14 protein-coding genes are annotated in these 18,535 nt (G+C 62.2%); 5 read left to right on the top strand and 9 right to left on the bottom strand.

Annotation, left to right across the window (positions count from 1 at the left end; genetic code table 11):
- The coding region (locus tag NEZ08_RS07660; protein ID WP_298105933.1) for a hypothetical protein at window positions 1–228 on the top strand (228 nt) is incomplete at its 5' end.
- A gap of 296 nt (window positions 229–524) precedes the next feature.
- Here NEZ08_RS07660 and NEZ08_RS07655 read toward each other — a convergent pair.
- The 6 genes from NEZ08_RS07655 to NEZ08_RS07630 form a co-directional block, all read right to left on the bottom strand.
- Window positions 525–3,329: an ATP-binding protein gene (locus NEZ08_RS07655; RefSeq protein ID WP_298105931.1), complete on the bottom strand. Its 2,805-nt coding sequence runs from the start codon at window positions 3,327–3,329 to the stop codon at window positions 525–527.
- Between the two features lie 49 nt (window positions 3,330–3,378).
- Window positions 3,379–6,240 (bottom strand): DUF1156 domain-containing protein, encoded by a 2,862-nt coding sequence (locus NEZ08_RS07650; RefSeq protein WP_298105930.1) that lies wholly within the window; start codon window positions 6,238–6,240, stop codon window positions 3,379–3,381.
- Window positions 6,241–6,242: 2 nt separating this feature from the next.
- Window positions 6,243–6,890: a retron system putative HNH endonuclease gene (locus NEZ08_RS07645; protein WP_298105929.1), complete on the bottom strand. Its 648-nt coding sequence runs from the start codon at window positions 6,888–6,890 to the stop codon at window positions 6,243–6,245.
- A gap of 2 nt (window positions 6,891–6,892) precedes the next feature.
- Entirely contained in the window at window positions 6,893–8,224 is a 1,332-nt protein-coding gene (locus NEZ08_RS07640) for an AAA family ATPase (protein WP_298105928.1), read from the bottom strand.
- Entirely contained in the window at window positions 8,221–11,733 is a 3,513-nt protein-coding gene (locus tag NEZ08_RS07635; RefSeq protein ID WP_298105937.1) for a helicase-related protein, read from the bottom strand. The genes NEZ08_RS07640 and NEZ08_RS07635 overlap by 4 nt, the downstream gene beginning before the upstream one ends.
- Window positions 11,734–11,827: 94 nt before the next feature.
- Complete coding sequence (locus tag NEZ08_RS07630) at window positions 11,828–12,022, bottom strand: helix-turn-helix domain-containing protein (protein WP_298105927.1); 195 nt, start codon at window positions 12,020–12,022, stop codon at window positions 11,828–11,830.
- Between the two features lie 293 nt (window positions 12,023–12,315).
- Between NEZ08_RS07630 and NEZ08_RS07625 the strand changes: the two genes are divergently transcribed.
- Together NEZ08_RS07625 and NEZ08_RS07620 are read left to right on the top strand one after the other, a co-directional pair.
- The gene (locus NEZ08_RS07625) at window positions 12,316–13,104 is read left to right on the top strand and encodes a type IV toxin-antitoxin system AbiEi family antitoxin (protein WP_298105925.1); all 789 of its coding nucleotides are present in this window, start codon (window positions 12,316–12,318) and stop codon (window positions 13,102–13,104) included.
- A 5-nt stretch (window positions 13,105–13,109) separates the two neighbouring features.
- A complete protein-coding gene (locus NEZ08_RS07620) occupies window positions 13,110–14,027 on the top strand; it encodes a nucleotidyl transferase AbiEii/AbiGii toxin family protein (protein WP_298105934.1) in 918 nt (305 codons plus the stop codon).
- A 44-nt stretch (window positions 14,028–14,071) separates the two neighbouring features.
- Here the strand turns inward: NEZ08_RS07620 and NEZ08_RS07615 are convergent, their stop codons facing one another.
- Both NEZ08_RS07615 and NEZ08_RS07610 read right to left on the bottom strand, forming a co-directional pair.
- Entirely contained in the window at window positions 14,072–14,290 is a 219-nt protein-coding gene (locus NEZ08_RS07615) for a conjugal transfer protein TraD (protein ID WP_298105923.1), read from the bottom strand.
- Window position 14,291: 1 nt separating this feature from the next.
- Complete coding sequence (locus NEZ08_RS07610; protein ID WP_298105921.1) at window positions 14,292–14,618, bottom strand: conjugal transfer protein TraD; 327 nt, start codon at window positions 14,616–14,618, stop codon at window positions 14,292–14,294.
- Window positions 14,619–14,789: 171 nt separating this feature from the next.
- On the opposite strand from NEZ08_RS07610, the gene traA reads away from it, so the two are divergent.
- Complete coding sequence (gene traA, locus NEZ08_RS07605) at window positions 14,790–17,705, top strand: Ti-type conjugative transfer relaxase TraA (protein ID WP_298105918.1); 2,916 nt, start codon at window positions 14,790–14,792, stop codon at window positions 17,703–17,705.
- Window positions 17,706–17,835: 130 nt separating this feature from the next.
- Complete coding sequence (locus NEZ08_RS07600; protein ID WP_298105917.1) at window positions 17,836–18,066, top strand: AlpA family transcriptional regulator; 231 nt, start codon at window positions 17,836–17,838, stop codon at window positions 18,064–18,066.
- Window position 18,067: 1 nt separating this feature from the next.
- On the opposite strand, the gene NEZ08_RS07595 is transcribed toward NEZ08_RS07600, so the two are convergent.
- The coding region (locus NEZ08_RS07595; protein WP_298105916.1) for a tyrosine-type recombinase/integrase at window positions 18,068–18,535 on the bottom strand (468 nt) is incomplete at its 5' end.

The following is an 18,535-nucleotide window of genomic DNA, read 5'->3' as shown; positions in this document are numbered from 1 at the left end:
CCGATAAAACTCAACAAAATCATGATCATATACAAGAAAGATACCATGAGCAGCCATTTTGGGCTCCATGGTATCGGGGTCGCTTCATGGCATCAGAGTTCATTGATGCCACAGGTTATACCCAAGGAGGTATTGCTTGATGATGCGAGAAGCCGCGAGACAATACCAGGTCTCGAAACGAAAAAAGCCCCATTTTCAGGGGCTTTTTATCAATCGCTTGCCAGTTGAGACCAGCCGACGCGGAACATCAAATTACTCCCACTCGATCGTCAATGGGTTTGGGTTCGCATTGTAGTTGTTGGACTTTCCGCTCACGCCCCAAGCCCATACCAACTGCGATACCACCAAGATGTGGGCGCTGGATTCGCGGATTCTATATGGTGATCTTTCCCGTCATAAACGCGCGTGCATCATAAACGAGCGTCGCGAGAATGCAGACCAAAACAGTCTGGGCTTGCCGCGCGTATTCGGCGGTGATGACGTTGTAGCCTGGCCCCCTCTGTCCAGGTTCGGGTGCGCGTCACTCATTCCCAATCCGCCGTCTTTAGCCCGAGGCTGCGCGCATTTTCCGACACAGCGCGCTTTACGGTATCGCTCGCGCCCTCTGGAAACTCCGCTGCGATCTCGATGGTAAGGCGAATGTTCGCGTTAGGATCGGACGCGAGCACGGAGACGATCTCGTCGGCAAACTGCACCAATCGCATCTTCGCCGTCGCTGGCGGAATGTCGGCTGCCCCGAAGAAGGATTTGGCTTTGGCGGATGTCGGGACAAGCGGCTTCGCAGCCGCTTCTTGGAGGCTGCCCGCGTGCCCATTACCGGCGACGGGATAGTCGATATTGGCACCCGTTCCCGTCATCGCTGGCTGACCGGAACCCGTGTCGGCGGGCTGTGGGTTCGGACGGTTCGCTTCCTCGTAGGCGCGCGCGGTATCCGGCTCGATCAGAAGCAAGGTGTCGTCAAAGACGACGCTGCCGCCGCCAAAAGCGAAGCCCTCGAACTTGCCATCGGCCTGACCGTAGGCCGTGCCGAAAAAGTCCTTGCTGGCGACACCGGCGCGGATCGCCTGTGCCAGAACCTCACGGGATTTCAGGCGGGGCAAATAGAGATAGCGGAGCGTGTCCTCAAAGAACGCCGATGCGCTGGCGACGCTCTGCCCGCCCTTCCAATAAAGCTCCTTGAGCTTGGTACGCAGATGGATCGGCGACCAGGTGGAGATCACCAATTCGTTGTCGGAACACACGCGCTCGATCTCGGCTCCGACGGTGCTGCCGGTCGTGTTCAGGCCAAACGCCTCGACTCCCGGCTTTGGATCGGTGGGCGCGTCCTGCATCGGGCAAAGAAGCCACCTATAACATTCGCGGACGGCGCGGGGCAGCACATCCTCGGCGCTCTTGAGTTCCTTCTCGGCCTGATTCTTCTGCAAGAGGTCGATATTGAGGCGCCCCTCTTTCACGTCATCGACGATTGAACCCCAGGCGAGCACGGTGCGGGCGGCATCCGCCAGACGGGACAGAGCGCCGTGATCGGCAGCAAGAAAGATCAGGCGATTGCTGCGATAGCGCGGTTTCGCGCCATTCTTGGCGATGGTGTCGATCACGGCGTCGAACGCGGGCCGCGTCTCGTCCTTCGTATACCAAGCCTCCGGTGGCAACACGACAAGCCGCAGACCAGTGTCGTCTGGGACGTCGGCATGGGGCGTGAAAATATGCACGCCGTCGAAGAACGATACGCCGCCGACGGCCTTCTTCACGCCCTCGGCAATCTTGCCGCGCACCTCCGTCTTTTCGTCGAAGCGGCGTTTCCGGTCCTCCATCTCGCGGCGCAGATTGGCGCGGGTGTCGAACCAGAAGCGCGTGGCGTCCTGAGTTTTGTCGCCGGAGGCATTGAGGTAATGTAGCCGGTCGGCGAGGCGGCTGAGCGCGTCGGCATAGACCGATGAAGTCTGTCCCGGCTGCAAGCAGCCAAGGATGATGTGCGCGCGGTCGAGGCCGCGTGCGGCGGCTTTGGACACGACGGACGACGGCGCACTGCCGAGGAAGATCGTGCGCGCGATACGCCGCGCCGCACCTACCTGGCCGAAGCGCGACTCGCGGCTTTCAAGCGCCGTGGTTTCGGCGCGCTCGCCGTCGATGTCGCGCTCGATCACAGCATCCCAACCGGCGGGCAAGTAGTAGGTAAGCTCGTTGCGGCTGCTGCTGTCGTGCAGCGGCAGGCTACCGGGCATAATCAGAAGGTCTTTGTTATCGTCCTTCCAAAGACGATAGATCACCTTCGCCATGAGTTTGAGGACGCCGCGTGTGCGCTGAAACCCGTCGATGGTCGTCCAGTCCTCATAGAGCCGGTCGAACACTTCCGGATGGATCGGATAGGCGTGCAAGAGCCGGTCGTGGTAGCGCCGTTCTTGGGTGTCGGCGGGGAGCTTGACGCCTTCGGCGATGTAGGCATCGGCGAAAGCCCGGCACACGGCTTCGCGAGTCTTCTCGTCGCGCACCGGCTCGAACAGGCGACGGCGCACGATCTCGAAGGCCTCCTCGGTCGCGACCGGCTTCCAAAGCGCTTGCACGCGTCCGAAGGTCTTTTCGAGGGCGCGCAGTGCGGTGACGCCGCGGTGGCTGCCAGCTTCAAGGTCAGATTCGGGCAGCGACGCCAACACCATCGCGCGCGGCACAAGCTTCACTGCTTCGGTGAGGGCCTGCACGAAAGAGAGATTGCTGTCGTAGCTGCCACCGCTGATCGCCTGCGATTCCGGGAACTGCCGGACATAGGCGACCAGCTCGTCGATCAGCACGACGCATGGCGAATACTGCTCTAAGAGCGTGCGGAGCATGTCCTTGCCCGGCGACGTGCCGGTGGCGTCCGACGCGGCGACAAGCGCGAAGGCTTCCGCGCCGCCGATCTGCCAAGCCAACTCGCCCCAAAGCGTCTTGATGGCTTGACCGCCGCGCTTCCACGGCTGGCCCGGCGAGTGTGCGGTGCCGTCGAGCACGGCAACGCGCGCCTGCGGCACATCCATCAATCCGGCCTTATCGACAAGCGCCGGGATACCGGCAAGCTCGGACAGGGCGCATTTGCGCGTAGCGAGATGGTAGACGGCCAGCATGGTGTGGGTCTTGCCGCCGCCGAATGCCGTCTGAAGCTGCACCACGGGTTCGCCGCCACGACCAGCGAGACGCTGCGCCACCTGCGTCAGAAGAAGGGCCATCCCCTCGGTGATGAAGGTGCGGTCGAAGAACGCGACGGCATCCTGATATTCACGGCTGGCCTTGCCGGTACTGACGGCGGTGATGTCGGCCGCGAACTCCGATTGCTGGAAGGTGCCTTCCAGCACGTCCTGATGGGGAACGGCGACTTCTCTCCAAGGCTTCATCGTTTCCCCCTCACCGGAACAGGTCGGCTTGCTGAAGTCTCGGGTCCGCTGCGGCGGCAGACTCGATGGCGCTCCAGCTTGTTACGATCTCGTTATAGGCACGGGCGTCCTCGGCCCAACCTGCCCGTTCACAAAGCGTGTAAAGGCGATAGGCGAGCTGACGTGTCGACTCAGCCTTGCTGGCGACGGACGCAAGAACCTTACCTGCGCCACTCTCGCCCTGGGCTTTGAAGATGCGGATCAGGTGATGCAGGGCCTCCCATACCGGCAGGCGATCATCGCCGGCTGGATTCCAGTCGGACGGGTATTCAGCCCATTTCAGCAGCCGAACAATGCCACCAGTGGCAAAGAGGACGCCCGACTGCCGCACGCCCTCAACGCTCGTACCCTTCGCTCGCGCGAGCGTATCGGCCTCACCGAATCGGCCTTCCTTCCATCCGTATTGCTCGAACCAATGCAGGCAGAATTGCGTGTCGTGGTCGAAATCGTCTTCGGCGAGGAAGCGGTTGATAAGTTGCAATGCTGTCCGCACTGTCATTGGCGTACCATCGGCTTCAAGAACTGCGGCATATTTGGAGAACACCGCCATGCCGGGGCCGATTATGGCCTGCGACAAATCAACCGGCGCGACTGGCGAGCGAACATCGCCCGAACCACGCGTCATCTCGTCTAGGGCCTCCGGTAGAACTTGGTTCAGCTCGCGCAGGAACGCGCGTCGAGAGATTGTTTCCGCGGTCGCCGGACGCTGGTGGCAAACAAGGACGATGCTCGATGCCAATGAGTTTCGCCCGGCGAGGCGGAGGCCTCCCGCCTGTTCGGTTCTCATCGGCCAAGTGCCGTATATTGCCCAACCCTTCTGGACTAGGCCGGAAAGAAAAAGCTCCCAGCCAGTCGATGCTACGTCCCCCGCTTGGTCCTCCAACTCTGCCTGCTTGAACGCATAGTAGATCGTTACGGGAAATGCAGGATGCGCGTAGCCTCGCAGCTGAGACGCGAACGTGCCGAATCTCACTTCAAAGAATTTCGCCGCGGCAGCTTTGCTCCCGTGCCGACCAGGCTCCGCAATCAATTCGGCGTCCTTCGGTGTAACTATTGTCGCGAATAGGTCCGGATAGGTCGAACGCAGCGCCAAACGCAGCCACACATAGAAGTAGTCGGACAGGGCCGCGTAGCCGATGTTGTCGTAGTACGGGGGGTCCGTTGATACCAAAGCGTTTTGCAACGTCTTCGGAGCCGTCGCGTCTTCCTGATTGGCTTTTCCCGGCAGCTTGGCGGGAAGAAGCTCGAGCGCCTTGACAGCTCCGTCAACAAATCCTTGGAGATTTCCCGAGAATGAGCCGAATGGGTTCGTTTCCGGGTAGCTCCACCGCATTTGGAGTGTTGGCAGACCAAAGGTCTTCTGAATTGACGGGCCGCGATCATCCCAAAATGTCATGCTCGACCCGTAATCCGCATATCGTCCGATACAAAGGGCGAGATAAGTCTCAACGGCCTGACGATACGCATCTCCGGTCTGAGCGCTCGCAAGAACTTTCTTTCCTGCTTCCCCCACGAGTTCTGTCAGACAGGACAATATTGCCCTTTGTCGTCTGTTGAAGAGGTCGGCATACTCCTGGATTCCATAGAGCTGTACTCGGATGCCGAGCGCCTGATCCGGGATTGTGCCATTGGGACCCGGAGCATCCGGAATCGAATCGAATGCGTCAGTGTGTGCTTCGTTAGGGGAAAGGTAGACCTTCTTTCCTCTGTGTTCGGCCACAATGGCCAAGAGCGCCTGCCCCATGCGACCATTTAGTGCTTCTGAGCGAACGTAGTCGAATGAGATGGGGGAGCCGGAAAGCAGGCACCTAAACCCGCTGCCACTACCGATTCTTGTTCCAAGTTTCGTCTTAGCTATGTCGGGCGGAGACCCGAGACGCACACGGAACTTGTAGGCGTGCCCATTGGTGACCGGCTCAATGTAAGCCTGCGCCCCGGTCTTGGCCGCAAGCATGAAGCTCGACGCGAGCGGAACGTCCACATGACGAAAGGCCGGATTGGGGCTCTTCACCGTCCGCGCCCAAATCCACGCAAGGACAGTGAGCTTCTCGCCGATAAGCGGCTTGAGGTCGGAGCGCTCCTTTGCCATTTCTGCCGTGATCTCAATCGGCGGGTAGAGGCGGCCGACGCGCTTCTGTGCCTGATCGTGCATCCACTGGCCGTAGTAGCGTAAGTCCTCGGCCAAGCCCTGCGCGCCTTTCCACTGTCGTCCGACAAGATCGCGGCTGCCACGCGCTTCTGGATTCACGGGTGGGTTTCCGGCGAACTTGGGCGGAATCTCAATCATCGCCTTGTTGATGAGCACGGCGACGGGGTTGAGGTCGGACGCATAGGCCACGAGCCCAAGGCGCTGCGCCTCCAGTGGAAGGGCACCACCGCCGGCAAAGGGATCATGGAACGCGGGAAGATTTTCGGGATCGAACAGTTCCGCCGCCTGCGGATGATCCTTGTTCAGTTCACATGTTTCGCGCCAAGACTTGCGAATTTCCGCGCGAGCCTTTTCGAGCACGGCCTCGTTGGTCGTATTCTCCCACGTCACTAAGTCCGTGATGATGGCAAAGATTCTTTTGCGGCTCGCGGCCCAACTAGCCTTGATATTATTCGGCGGTATCTCACCGAGGTGATCAAGTTCCCATTTCCACGACGGGTCGTTGACCATCTGTGCGAAAATCACAGCGCGCGCCGCCGCCAGCGGCCGGCGCGCCCACCACAGGTGTAGCGAACCTGGATGCCCCTGCCGGATCGACTTCTCCCGCGCGGCGGCCTCGTTGATCGCGTCCAGCGGCAGCGCGACTTCAATCAACTTCTTCGGTATTTTTACGGCAACCGTCATTCTTATTGTCTTTCTGTCAACACATGGCGAATGGCCGTGTAAAATGGCAGGTCTTTCGCGTATTCGAGTTCGGCAGCAAAATAGGCGCGAACATCTTCAGATGAAAATCCCGCGCCGGCCGCCTCGTCGGCGGCGATTAGGTATCCTGAAACAGCGGCCTTGCGCATGGCGCGGAGCCGCCCCCAATCGGCATCCAGCGAAAAGACCCGCAACGTCTCCTTGGCGCGATGTTCCTCCTGCGCGGACAGGTCTCTTCGCACGCTGATTGTCCCGTCAGACCGAAATACGAAGAAGTGGTCTGGGTCGTCCACACAGGGGTTGATGAGCTCCGCCACATTGTAGGGAACAGCCCCACGATCCTTGAAGTGACCACACGAATCCGTCTGGTTGCAGGACCAGAAGAGATTGTTCCAATCGAAGGTGAGATGACGATAGGCCGGATCGCCTTTTCGCCGGAAATGCTCGATGTGCTGATCGAGCACCACGATGTCGCCTTCGCAGTAAGCGCAACGCTTCCCCTGCATCATCTCAAGATGCGCCCGGATTTCCGCTTTGTGCGCAGAGGAAACATCATCCCATGTGTGGACGCCATATTGATAACGGGCAAGGCACGGCGGCACAGGGCAGTTGGCGCGGTCCAGCTTCCGCATTGTCACGCTCCCTCCGGCGAGGATTTGCTCAGCCGGAATTTCTGGAAGCGGATCAGGCGGTCGCTCTCCACCATGACCGGATGACTTGCGCCGAAATGCGCCAGCAAGCGTTCCCGCAGCGCGGACGCTTCCGGCGTGTCGGTCTTGCCGTCCTCGATCAGGGCGCGGTAGGCGCTGAGGTCGCTGGACTCTGCGAGGTTCGGCACAGGATCAACGTCCATCACCGACGCCAAAACATCCGCGCTTTCGACGCCGCGCGTCTGGATCAGCGGCGTCTCCACCTGTGCATCACCGTCTTCGATGTGAAGGACGCGGATGGAGGATTTCTCGACTGTAGACAGGACGTGCGGGCTGTGCGTGCTGACGATGATCTGAAGCGCGGGGAACGCTTCCCGCAGCAAGCCAAGCACCTGCTGCTGCCAGCGGGGATGCAGGTGCATGTCCACTTCATCGACGATCAGGACGCCGGGCGTCTCGACCGACGCCTGCTCGCGCAGATGCGGGTTGAGGCTGGCGCAGCGGCGCGCCACATCGGCGACAAGCGCCAGCATGGTGCGAACGCCATCGCTAAGCATGAAGAGCGGTAGGCGGCCCTGCTTCCCATGCTCGGCTGTCAAGGCGCGAAGGTCGCCGTCCCATTGCAGGTTCGACCAGCCGGTCGGCTTGAGCACGGTATCGGCCGCCTTCTTCACGCCCTCGGTCATGGCGAGGTTGGCGGACAGGCTTTCCTTGTAGGCGGGCGATGCCGTCTGGCTGAAACGGTCCTCGTGCCAAGCGGAGATACCCTTGAACGACGACGACGACGTGAGGCAGCCCGCGTAACCGGCGATGCGTTCGCTGACGTTGGTCACGGACGAACGCCTGCCTTCGGTCAGGCGATGCTCGCCCCAAAGGCGTCCCGTCCCGTAATAGGCGATCATCGGCAAAATGGCGGTATCGGCGCGGAATCCCGACACGGCTTCTTGCGCCCTCGCAAGGTCGCGCGTGCTCGGCCGCACCTTGTCGCCGTAGGTTCTGACCGCGCTTTGCCAAGTGATCGGGGCGTCGAGAACAATGCCTTGCGCTAGATACGTCGTCGGCAGGCTGGGCGTCATCTGGCGCTGCTGGCCCGGCACCAGGCGAACGTCGCTTCGGTGCAGCCTGCGGATCGGCTCCGCCGGATAGAGCGCATGGACGAAAACCGAAAGCGCGGCGGCGGCGGCATCAAGAACGGCGGTCTTGCCGCTGCCGTTCTCCGCGACCAGCACCGTCAGCGCGGGGTGAAAATCGACCTCGCACTGCGCAAAACAGCGATAGTTGGTCAGTGACAAATGATCGAGGCGAAGCGTCGTCATAAGCCTTCTGCCTTGGCGAGCAGGTCGCCGAGATTGAAGTTGATGGACGCGACGCCCCAACCGGGTTCGCGGTCGAACGGGTTGCGGATGTAGTGCGGGCCGTCGATCACGTCGCCCTCGCCGACAAGCGCGATGGCGAGCACGAACTTGTCGCCCTGATTGAAGGCGTAGAGCATTTCGTTGCGGGTAATGGTGACGGTGCTGGCACCCTGCACCCGGCCCTTCACCTCGATATGGCGCGGATCGGGCTGCTTGCCGTTGATGGCAGGAGGGTATGAACTCAAATCCCACCCGCATTTGTCGGCGGAAACATCGACAACGCGGCAACCGCGCGCTTCCTCGGCATTCTGAACGGCCCGCATGGCAAGCCGTTCGATGCGGGAACGCGCCGCCGCGTCGGCAGCGAAGGCCGCCGCAGCCGGATCGACCGGCTCGTCGCCGCGCAGTTTGTTCATGAGCCCAGCGGGAACGATCAGCGCCGCGCCCAGCACGACAGGCGTGCCGTTGACGACGTGGCGCATGGCTTGCAGCTCTTTCTTGCGGTTCTCCAAACGGCTTTGAAGGTCGGCAAGCGTGCGTTCGACGTTTTGGAGATTAAGGCGGACATCCTTGCCAGTCTCGGCGTCGTCCTTGAGCTTGAGCCAACGATCCTGCCAGAAAGCGATTTCCTTGCTCAGGCGTTCATGCACGGCATTGATCGTCTTTTCGACGTGGGTGATGCGTCGCTCGGCGACCTCGCCATAATGCTCCGGCACAAGCGTCGTCGCGGCGAGCGCCAAAGCGCGCGCCTCTTGGCCTGACGCCAGCCACGGCGCTCTGAGGGTGTCGTTGAGCAAAGCCCGTTCGCCCTCGGGCAGCGGCTCCAAGTCAAGATGCGGCGCCCATCCGGCAAACCCAGCCGTACCGTCCGGCCCGACGCGCACGAATTGCAGGCGTTTGGACAGAACCGTGCCGTCGCCGGATTTGATCTCATGCGTCAGCAGGAAAAGCAGCGCGGGGTCGAGTCCTTCATCGGCCGGGTCGATGAGAACAGCGCCTTGGCGCAGCAGGTTGGCGTGCTGCTCCAAGATCATGTCCGACATGGCGAGCATGAGCGGGTGGCCGGGGTGCATCAGCACCGCCCGTTCCAAGCCCGGCTTGTCGAGCGGCTGGATCGCCTCGCGCTCGAAACAGATGCGGCTATAGCGCCGCAAGACGGGTTCATGCTCCCGGCGGTTTCGGCCCGTGAGGCGGCGGTCGCGCTCGCGGATCGCCGCCGGGACGTGGCTGATTTCATACCGGCCCGCTTCGCGTGGATGCGCGGTGCCGCCAAGGGCGTCGAGCGCCTTGGTGAAAAACGCCCGGACGAAGAACGGCTGAAGGCGACGGGCTTCGGCCTTCTCCATTTCTTCCTTCACGGCGAACAGCCGTTCCGGGGTCATGGTTTCCTGAGCAAGCGCATTGCGGTTGAGAAGGGATTTCAGGTGCTCGCGGTCGAGGGCTTGGTCGATCTTCTGCGTCAGGCGCGCGCGCACGTCGGCGCGGTCGCCGTAGCGGATGGCCTGAATCAAAAGGTCCTTGAGACTGGTTTCCTCGAAGAGTTCGCCGAGAACGTCGAACACGCGGCCTTTCAGGGCTTCGCTTTCCGTTCTCAGCTTCTCAAGCAAACGGTGATAAACGTCGCCTTCGCGCGTTTCCTTGGCGACGAGATTCCACAGATGGCAAACCTCGGTTTGCCCGATGCGGTGAATCCGCCCGAAGCGCTGTTCCAGCCGGTTCGGGTTCCAAGGCAGGTCATAGTTGACCATGAGATTGGCGTTCTGAAGGTTCACACCTTCGCCAGCGGCGTCGGTCGCAACTAGCACCCGCACGTCAGGATCGGAACGGAAGAGCGCCTGTAGGCGGCGGCGCTCGTCGCGGTGTGTGCCACCGTGAATGGTCACGATGGCATCGGGATTGCCGAGCACACCGGTGATCTTGGCATGAAGGTAATTCAGGGTATCGCGGTGTTCGGAAAAGATGATGATCTTGCGTTGTCGCCCGGCGACATCGTGCATTTCGGGATTGTTCTGTAGGATTTTCGACAGTTCATCCCACTTGCGATCCTGCCCCGATGCGACGACGGCTTTCGCCTGCGCTTCCAGTCCTTTGAGAATGACGATCTCGGCCTCAAGCTCGGCGACGGTCTTGGCGGCCGTCGCGTCGTCGATCAGGCCCTCTTCAAGATTCTCCTGCTCCTCGGCGCTCAGGTCGTCGTCGTCTTCCGGGACACCGGGATAGGTTTCGGCGAGCGATTGACGCCCCCGGATGCCGAGCTTTTCATCGCGCAGCCGGTTTTCCAGCCGCTCGCGGCGGCGCTTGAGAGACTGGAAGATCGCTTCGGGGCTTGAAGCAAGCCGCCGCTGCAAGGCGGTCAGTGCGAAACCGACCGAACCCTTGCGCGCGCCCTCAAGCTGATCGGCTTTCCCCATCTCTGTCTGCACGTAGTTGGTGACGGCCTCGTAAAGCGCAGCCTCGATCTGCGAGAGTTCATAGTTGACGGTGTATGCCCGGCGCTCCGGGAAGAGCGGCGTGCCGTCGAACTTGACCAGTTCCTCTTTCACCATGCGGCGCATGAGGTCGGATGGATCGACCTTATGCACGCCGTCGCGAAACTTTCCGTAGAAGCGGTCAGAATCAAGGAGCGACAGGAAGAGTTGAAAGTCCTCTTCCTTGCCGTTGTGCGGCGTCGCCGTCATCAACAACAGGTGCCGAACATGCACCCCAAGTTTCTCGGCGAAGCGAAAGCGGCCGGTCTTTTCGAGCTTGGAGCCGAAATAGTGCGCCGACAGTTTGTGCGCTTCGTCGAAGACGGCCAAGTCCCAGCCGGGCGCGCAAAGCTTGTCCTGTAGCTCCTCGTTCCGGGAAAGCTGGTCGAGGCGAACAATCAGGCGCGCATAGTCGTCGAACGGATTGCCGCTCGGGGAGGCCTGTTCCAGAAGGCTCGAATAGATGTGAAATTCCAGCCCGAACTTCTCGAAAAGCTCGTCGCGCCACTGTTCGACAAGGCTGCCGGGCGCGACGATAAGAATCCGGTGTGAGTCCGCGCGCATGATAAGTTCGCGGATATAGAGGCCCGCCATGATGGTCTTGCCCGCGCCGGGATCGTCGGCAAGGACGAACCGGAGCGGCTGGCGGGGCAAGAGCGATTCATAGACGGCGGTGATTTGGTGCGGCAGTGGCTCCACATTCGAACTGTGGACGGCCATCATCGGATCGAAAAGGAAGGCCAGGTCGATCCGCTTGGCCTCGCAAGAAAGCTGAAATGCTGCTCCGTCACCATCGAAAGAGAATGGGCGCTCGACGCTGGCAGTGGCAATCGTCGCCTCGTCTGCCCGTCCAAGCAGGCGTTCTTTCATGACACCGTCGGGCGTGCGGTAGATAAGCTGGACCGATCCTTCAGCCAGAGGCACGATGGCTACCGCCGAAACGATCTCTGTTGGTTCGATGCCAGAGAGGCTTTGCCCCGGCACAAGCTCTTCAAGCTTCATGCGTGTCACTGCCCCATCTTCGCATCGGCGGGGATGGGGGTCGGGAGCCCTCCGCCTGATTCGTAGGCGAGTGATTTGGCATAGTATTGAAGCATCACTCCCCGTTGCTCCCCTGCTGTTCCTCAACCTTACGCTTTATCCAGCTTGCGATTTCCTGCCGCTGGAATCGCCACGATCCGCCGACCTTGAAGCCAGGAATCTTGCCTGCCGAGGCGAGCTTGTAGGCGGTCTTCTCATTGATCTTGAGAAGTTCCGCCACCTCCCGGATCGTCAGGATTTCGTCGGTCATACGCCCGCCGTGACTCGTGATTGGAGAAGTGTATAGAAGATCGGAGAAAATTAGGGAAGATAGCGGTAGCTCCCCATCCCGGGCGAGCAGCGGTGGTTGGACCGGGGGCTGCTGCAGCATCATATTGAAAATTCCGCTTTGAAAGGGGAGTTTTAAGGATGATCCGATGTAGGCGGTCCCCTCATTGATCTTGAGAGATAGTTTGTAGATTGCGCGAAACGCTAAGCATGACTTAGCGAATGTCGAAAAATATGAACTCGCCATCGGTTTGAAAATGTGCCAAACTGCTAAGCATGGATATGCGTTCTGGCGGCAAGCTAAACCGACTCCAGCAGGAACTCCCCGAGGGACTCCTGGCCGATGCCGCTTGGATGGAGGCCCACGGCTACTCGTCGGCGCTGCGTAGCCAGTATGTTCGCGCGGGCTGGCTCGATAGTCCGGCCCGGCGCGTCTATCGCCGCTCGCGCACGCCGCTCACCTGGCAGCAGGTGGCCGTTTCTCTCCAGACGGTGCTGGGCCTTCCGCTGACCGTCGGCGGGCGCACCGCGCTCGAACAGCAAGGTTACGCCCATTACCTTTCGACGGCCATGCGCGAGGTTCATCTTTACGGGCCAAAGCGTCCGCCGACCTGGCTGGCGAGCCTGTCGCTCGATGTGACCTTTCATTGGCACAACAGCCTGCGGCTGTTTCCCGGCGATGCCGACGCGACGCCAGAGCCAAGCCCCGTCATGGTCAGCGCCGGCGGCCTGACCTTGCCACTCCGCTATTCCAGCAAGGAGCGCGCCGTTCTCGAATTGCTCGACGAGCTGCCCGAGCATGAGAGCTTCCATCAGGCCGATGCCTTGATGGAAGGAATGAGCGATTTAAGCCCGCGCCGCCTGCAAACCCTGCTGGAGGCTTGCGCCAGCGTGAAGGTGAAGCGGCTTTTTCTCTACTTCGCCGACCGCCACCGCCATGCGTGGCGATCCCGGCTCGATGTATCCCGAGTCGATCTGGGATCGGGCAAGCGCGTCCTCGTCAAAGGCGGCAAGCTCGATCCGCGCTACAACATCACCGTGCCGTCCGATCTTGGAGGTCCGTGAAGTTCATGGCCTTCCTGGACACATATCGGCAGCAGGTCGCCCTGCTCATTCGCGTCCTTCCTTTCGTCGCCGAGGAGCGGGTTTTCGCGCTCAAGGGCGGCACCGCGATCAACCTGTTCGTGCGCGACATGCCGCGCCTCTCCGTGGACATCGACCTGACCTATCTGCCGGTCGAAGATCGGGCCACATCGCTCGCGGCAATCAACACCGCCATGCTGCGGATCAAGGAACGGATCGAGCGGGGCATCCCCGCCGCGAGAGTCAATGCTTCGCGTTCCGCCGACGAGAATATCGTCACCAAGCTGATCGTTCGGGCGAGCGGCGTGCAGATCAAGATCGAGGTTACGCCGGTGCTCCGCGGTGCGGTCTATGATCCCGTCGTCATGAGCGTGGTTCCCGTTGTCGAAGACGCCTTCGGCTTCGCCGAAATACAGGTCGTGTCATTCGCCGACCTTTACGCGGGCAAGATCGTGGCAGCCTTCGACCGCCAGCACCCGCGCGACCTCTTCGACGTGCGCGGCCTGCTGGCGAACAAGGGTGTCGGCGATGAGTTGCGCCGCGCCTTTCTGGTCTACGTCATCAGTCACAACCGGCCGATGGCCGAAGTTCTCGCCCCGACCCGCAAGCCGCTGAGCGAGGAGTTCGCGCGGGGCTTCGCCGGCATGACGCAGGAACCTGTCGCGCTCGCGGACCTTGAGGCCGCGCGGGAGGCGATCATCGCCGCGATGGTGGCCGACATGCCGGAAGATCACCGGCGCTTCCTTGCCGGCTTCAAACGCAGCGAACCGGATTGGGCACTTCTCGGAATACCGGAAGCGCAGCATTTGCCCGCCGTCATGTGGAAGCAGCGCAACCTCGCCAAGCTGCCCGATGCAAGACGGGGCGAACTGGTCGATGCGTTGGAGCGCGTTCTCTTTCAGTGACCGCAACGCCATCGAAGGGGCGTGTCCTTTGGGGGTGCTGATGCTCAGTTATCCTCGAACGCCTGCTTTCCCTTCGCCGCCCACAGCGCCGACGCCTTGTCCCGCTCATCGCTTTGGAGCTTGTCGGCCATCCAGAGCAGCGCGCCGTAGATCATGGCGCGATCATCGCCGGTCAGGTCCACGATCCCGGCCTTGACGACAAGGCCGCCGAGTTCGATCAGATGCCGCGTGCGCGTGCGGCGCTCGACCTGCCAGGTGCGCATGTCATGTCGCGCCCGCGCCGCTTGATGCCAGTTGCGTGCCGCCCGGTTGCGATTGATCGCCGCCAGTGTCGCGATCAGACGTTGATGCAGATCGCCGCGACCGGCTCTGAAAGAACGCGGCCCCGCGCTTCGCCCATGCCTCCCTCTTTCCGGTGTCCTTGGTTTCGGCCAGCACGACCAGCGCGCCCGCCAGTTCGTCGGCGGTCAGCGCGTCGGCTCCGGTCGAGATGACCAACTCGCCGAGTTGCTGCACCTTGCGGGCTTTCAAGTCCCGCGCCTTGTCTTCCAGCGACTTCAGTTCCGCATCGAAGTCCCGTGGCTTGCGCATTGTCGTCTCCATGAGCTGTCGATGGAGCGATGATAGTTGAGCGCCTGCCGCAATGCTGTAAGGTTGCCGGGACGGGCTGAAACGGCGCGAGCAGTCCCGAGAAATTAGTTTCGAGGGCGCGCTTATACGTCGTTCCGACGTGCGCTTCGCTGTGGTGATGATCCGGTCGCGATGGCGATCTATCATCTTCACGTCAAGGTCATCGGCCGCAAGGCCGGCTCCAGCGCGGTGGCGTCCGCCGCCTACCGTTCGGCCTCGCGGCTGCGCGATGATCGGCTTGAGCGCAGCCATGACTTCGCGGGCAAGCGCGGCGTCGTCCATTCGGAGGTCATGCTGCCGGAGGATGCGCCCGAGCAATGGCGCGACCGCGAACGGCTCTGGAACGATGTTGAAGCCTTCGAGGTCAGGAGAGACGCCCAGCTCGCCCGCGAGGTCGAGTTCGCCCTGCCGCGTGAGATGACCCAAGCCCAGGGCATCGAACTCGCCCGCGACTTCGTGCAGGCAGAGTTTGTCGATCAGGGCATGATCGCCGACCTCAATGTGCACTGGGACTTGGCCGAGGACGGGACGCCCAAGCCCCACGCCCATGTCATGCTCACCATGCGATCCGTGGACGAGGACGGGTTCGGCCAAAAGGTGCGGGACTGGAACGCTACCCAGATGGTCGAGCGTTGGCGCGAACGCTGGGCGGAACTGGCCAACGATCGCCTGGCCGAACTCGACATCGACGCCCGCATCGACCATCGCAGCCTGGAGGCGCAGGGTATCGCGCTGGAACCGCAAAGCCAGATCGGCGCACCCGCGCAGCGGATTGAAGGCGAAGGGATCGAAGTCGCCGACCGCGCGGAAATGCACCGCGAGATCGCGCGCAACAACGGCGCACGGATCATCGCCGATCCTTCCATCGCGCTGGACGCCATCACGCATCAGCAATCCACCTTCACGCGGCGCGAGATGGCGATGTTCGCGCACCGGCACAGCGATGGGTTGGAGCAGTTCAACGAGGTCATGGGCGCAATACGGAACGCGCCCGAGCTGGTCGAACTCGGCGCGGACGGGCGCGGCGAGGACCGCTTCACCACCCGCGAGATGATCGAGGCCGAACAGCGCCTGCATCGCACCGCCGAACTCATGGCCGAGACGGAACGCCATGAGGTCGGTGCCAGGGATCGCGAAGCGGCGCTGGCGCGCGCGGAAGCGCGCGGCCTTGTCCTGTCCGGCGAGCAGGCCGAGGCGCTTACGCATGTCACGGACGGGCGCGATCTCGGCGTCGTGGTCGGTTATGCCGGGACGGGAAAGAGCGCGATGCTGGGCGTGGCGCGCGAAGCCTGGGAAGCGGCGGGCTATGAGGTCCGGGGCGTCGCGCTGTCCGGCATCGCGGCCGAGAATCTGGAAAGCGGATCGGGCATCGCGTCGCGCACCATCGCCAGCATGGAACACGGTTGGGGACAGGGCCGCGACGTGCTCACTTCCCGCGACGTGCTTGTCATCGACGAGGCGGGCATGGTCGGCACGCGCCAGTTGGAGCGCGTGCTGTCCCATGCCGCCGAGGCCGGCGCCAAGGTCGTGCTGGTCGGCGATCCGCAGCAACTTCAGTCTATAGAAGCTGGCGCGGCGTTCCGCTCGATCTTCGAGCGCCACAGCGGGGCGGAGATCGGCGAAGTGCGTCGCCAGCGCGAGGACTGGCAGCGCGACGCCACCCGCGACCTGGCGACCGGCCGCACCGGCGATGCGATCCATGTCTATGACAGTCACGGCATGGTCCATGCCGCGCAGACGCGGGAACAGGCGCGTGACGACTTGATCGACCGCTGGGACCGCGACCGGCAGGCCGCACCAGACAGCAGCCGCATTATTCTCACCCACACCAACGACGAGGTGCGCGTGCTCAACGAGGCGGCGCATGGGCGGATGCGGGAAGCCGGCGATCTTGGCGAGGACGTGCGCATCACGGTCGAACGCGGTGAACGCAGCTTCGCCAGCGGGGATCGCGTCATGTTCCTGCAAAACGAGCGCGGCCTTGGCGTGAAGAACGGCACGCTCGGGATCGTCGAGCAGGTCAGCGAACGATCGATGTCCGTGCGCACCGACGACGGGCGCAGCGTCTCGTTCGACCTCAAGGATTACGACCGCATCGACCATGGCTATGCCGCTACCATCCACAAGGCGCAGGGCATGACGGTGGACCGCACCCATGTTCTGGCGACGCCGGGCATGGACGCCCACGGCAGCTATGTCGCCCTGTCGCGCCATCGCGACGGCATGGACCTGCATTACGGCCACGATGACTTCGCCGACCAGGCCCGGCTCATCCGCACCCTGTCGCGCGACCGAGCCAAGGATATGGCGTCGGACTACGAGCCGGCACAGCGATACGCCGAGCGGCGCGGCATCAGCTTCCGCGAACGGGTGGAGCGGGTTGTCGAGATCGTCAAGCAGGTTCCCGAGAAGGTGCGCGGCAGGTTCGACGGCCTGCGCCTGCCCACCGAGGGCGAGCAAGGATCGGAAAGGAAGGTGGAGGAAGACCCGGAGGAAGCCCTGCGCAAGGCCCGCACCAAGGCGCTCGTGCGTCATGCTCGCGCCGTGGATGCGATCTTCGAGATGCAGGAGCAAGGCGGCAGGGCCAGCCCGGAGCAGGTGAAGGAATTGCAGGAGTCCCGCGCAGCCTTCGAGGACGTGCGGCCTCATGGCTCGCACGATGCCGAAGCTGCTTACAAGAAGAACCCGGAACTCGCCCAAGAGGCAGCAACGGGCCGGGTCAACCGCGCTATTCGCGCCCTCCAACTCGAAACCGAAATCCGCACCGACCCGGCGCGGCGTGCCGACCGCTTCGTGGACGATTGGCGGAAGCTCACCCGCGCCAGCGAGCGCCAGTATCAGGCGGGCGATATGTCCGGTTACAAGGCCACACGGTCGGCGATGGGCGACATGGCGAAAAGCCTGGAGCGCGATCCGCAGATGGAATCCCTGCTCGCCAACCGCAAGCGGGAACTCGGCATCTCATTCGACTCGGGCCGCAGCCTTGGCCGGGAACTCGCCTTCAGCCACGGCATCGACCTCGGCAGAGGGCTGGGTATCGGACTGTAGAACTATCCTATTTTCCGCCGCTTCTACGCCACACTACTACGACCGTTAAATATCTATTGCACAACAACAAATCAGCGCCCTGTCTGGTCTCTGTAATCGTCAGAAACACCCGGCAGGAGGCAGCGCAGCCATGCTCGTAGCAGACCGTATCGTCCGCATGAAAACCGTTCTCGCCCGCACCGGGCTGTCCCGGTCCACCATCTACCGCAAGATCGCCGAGGGCACGTTCCCGCCTCGGATCAAGATCAGCATCAACGGCGCAGGATGGAAGGAATCCGACATCGACCGCTGGATTGCCGATCCCGCCGGCTGGCGGCCACCAATGACGACGACTGACAGAATGGACGCGAGCCGCACGTAGCTCAGAGATCGTCGTCCAATTCGTCGTCGTGAACCTCGGCGGCACGTCGCTTCGCGTCGGCGATCAACTCCTTGGCGGATTCGCCCTTCACCCAGGCGTCGAGCATATCGGCCCAGCACTGAAGCATGATCTTCCGCTCGGCGAGGTAGCGGTTCACGTTGTAGACGGCCGCGATCCGGTTTCGGGGTGCGTGGGCCAAACTCATCTCGATCCAACGATCATCGAACTTGGCGCGGTTCAGGCCGGTCGAAAACGTGCGGCGCAGGTCGTGAACGCCGAAGCTCTGAAAGTCGGGGTCATTCTCCCGGATACGCTCTACCACCGTGTCGATCACGCGGTTGAGCGTGGCGTTGCTAATCGGCGTGTCGCTGTCGTATCTGCCGGGGTGCAGGTATCGGCTGGCGCCGAACATGGTGCGGAACACCGTCAGAATGTCGAGCGCCTGATCGCTCAGCGGGACGACATGCGC

It is taken from the genome of Bradyrhizobium sp. (genome assembly GCF_027451485.1).
Lineage (GTDB): Bacteria > Pseudomonadota > Alphaproteobacteria > Rhizobiales > Xanthobacteraceae > Bradyrhizobium.
Note: the sequence above shows the minus strand (reverse complement) of the source record. Positions and strands in the feature narration are given on the sequence as shown.

Excerpts from the sequence above, each read along its gene's own strand:
- NEZ08_RS07650 (WP_298105930.1), bottom strand. The coding sequence starts at position 6,240 with ATGACGGTTGCCGTAAAAATACCGAAGAAGTTGATTGAAGTCGCGCTG.
- NEZ08_RS07645 (WP_298105929.1), bottom strand. The coding sequence starts at position 6,890 with ATGCGGAAGCTGGACCGCGCCAACTGCCCTGTGCCGCCGTGCCTTGCC.
- NEZ08_RS07640 (WP_298105928.1), bottom strand. The coding sequence starts at position 8,224 with ATGACGACGCTTCGCCTCGATCATTTGTCACTGACCAACTATCGCTGT.
- NEZ08_RS07635 (WP_298105937.1), bottom strand. The coding sequence starts at position 11,733 with ATGAAGCTTGAAGAGCTTGTGCCGGGGCAAAGCCTCTCTGGCATCGAA.
- NEZ08_RS07630 (WP_298105927.1), bottom strand. The coding sequence starts at position 12,022 with ATGACCGACGAAATCCTGACGATCCGGGAGGTGGCGGAACTTCTCAAG.
- NEZ08_RS07625 (WP_298105925.1), top strand. The coding sequence starts at position 12,316 with ATGGATATGCGTTCTGGCGGCAAGCTAAACCGACTCCAGCAGGAACTC.
- NEZ08_RS07620 (WP_298105934.1), top strand. The coding sequence starts at position 13,110 with ATGGCCTTCCTGGACACATATCGGCAGCAGGTCGCCCTGCTCATTCGC.
- NEZ08_RS07615 (WP_298105923.1), bottom strand. The coding sequence starts at position 14,290 with ATGCGCACCTGGCAGGTCGAGCGCCGCACGCGCACGCGGCATCTGATC.
- NEZ08_RS07610 (WP_298105921.1), bottom strand. The coding sequence starts at position 14,618 with ATGCGCAAGCCACGGGACTTCGATGCGGAACTGAAGTCGCTGGAAGAC.
- traA (WP_298105918.1), top strand. The coding sequence starts at position 14,790 with ATGGCGATCTATCATCTTCACGTCAAGGTCATCGGCCGCAAGGCCGGC.
- NEZ08_RS07600 (WP_298105917.1), top strand. The coding sequence starts at position 17,836 with ATGCTCGTAGCAGACCGTATCGTCCGCATGAAAACCGTTCTCGCCCGC.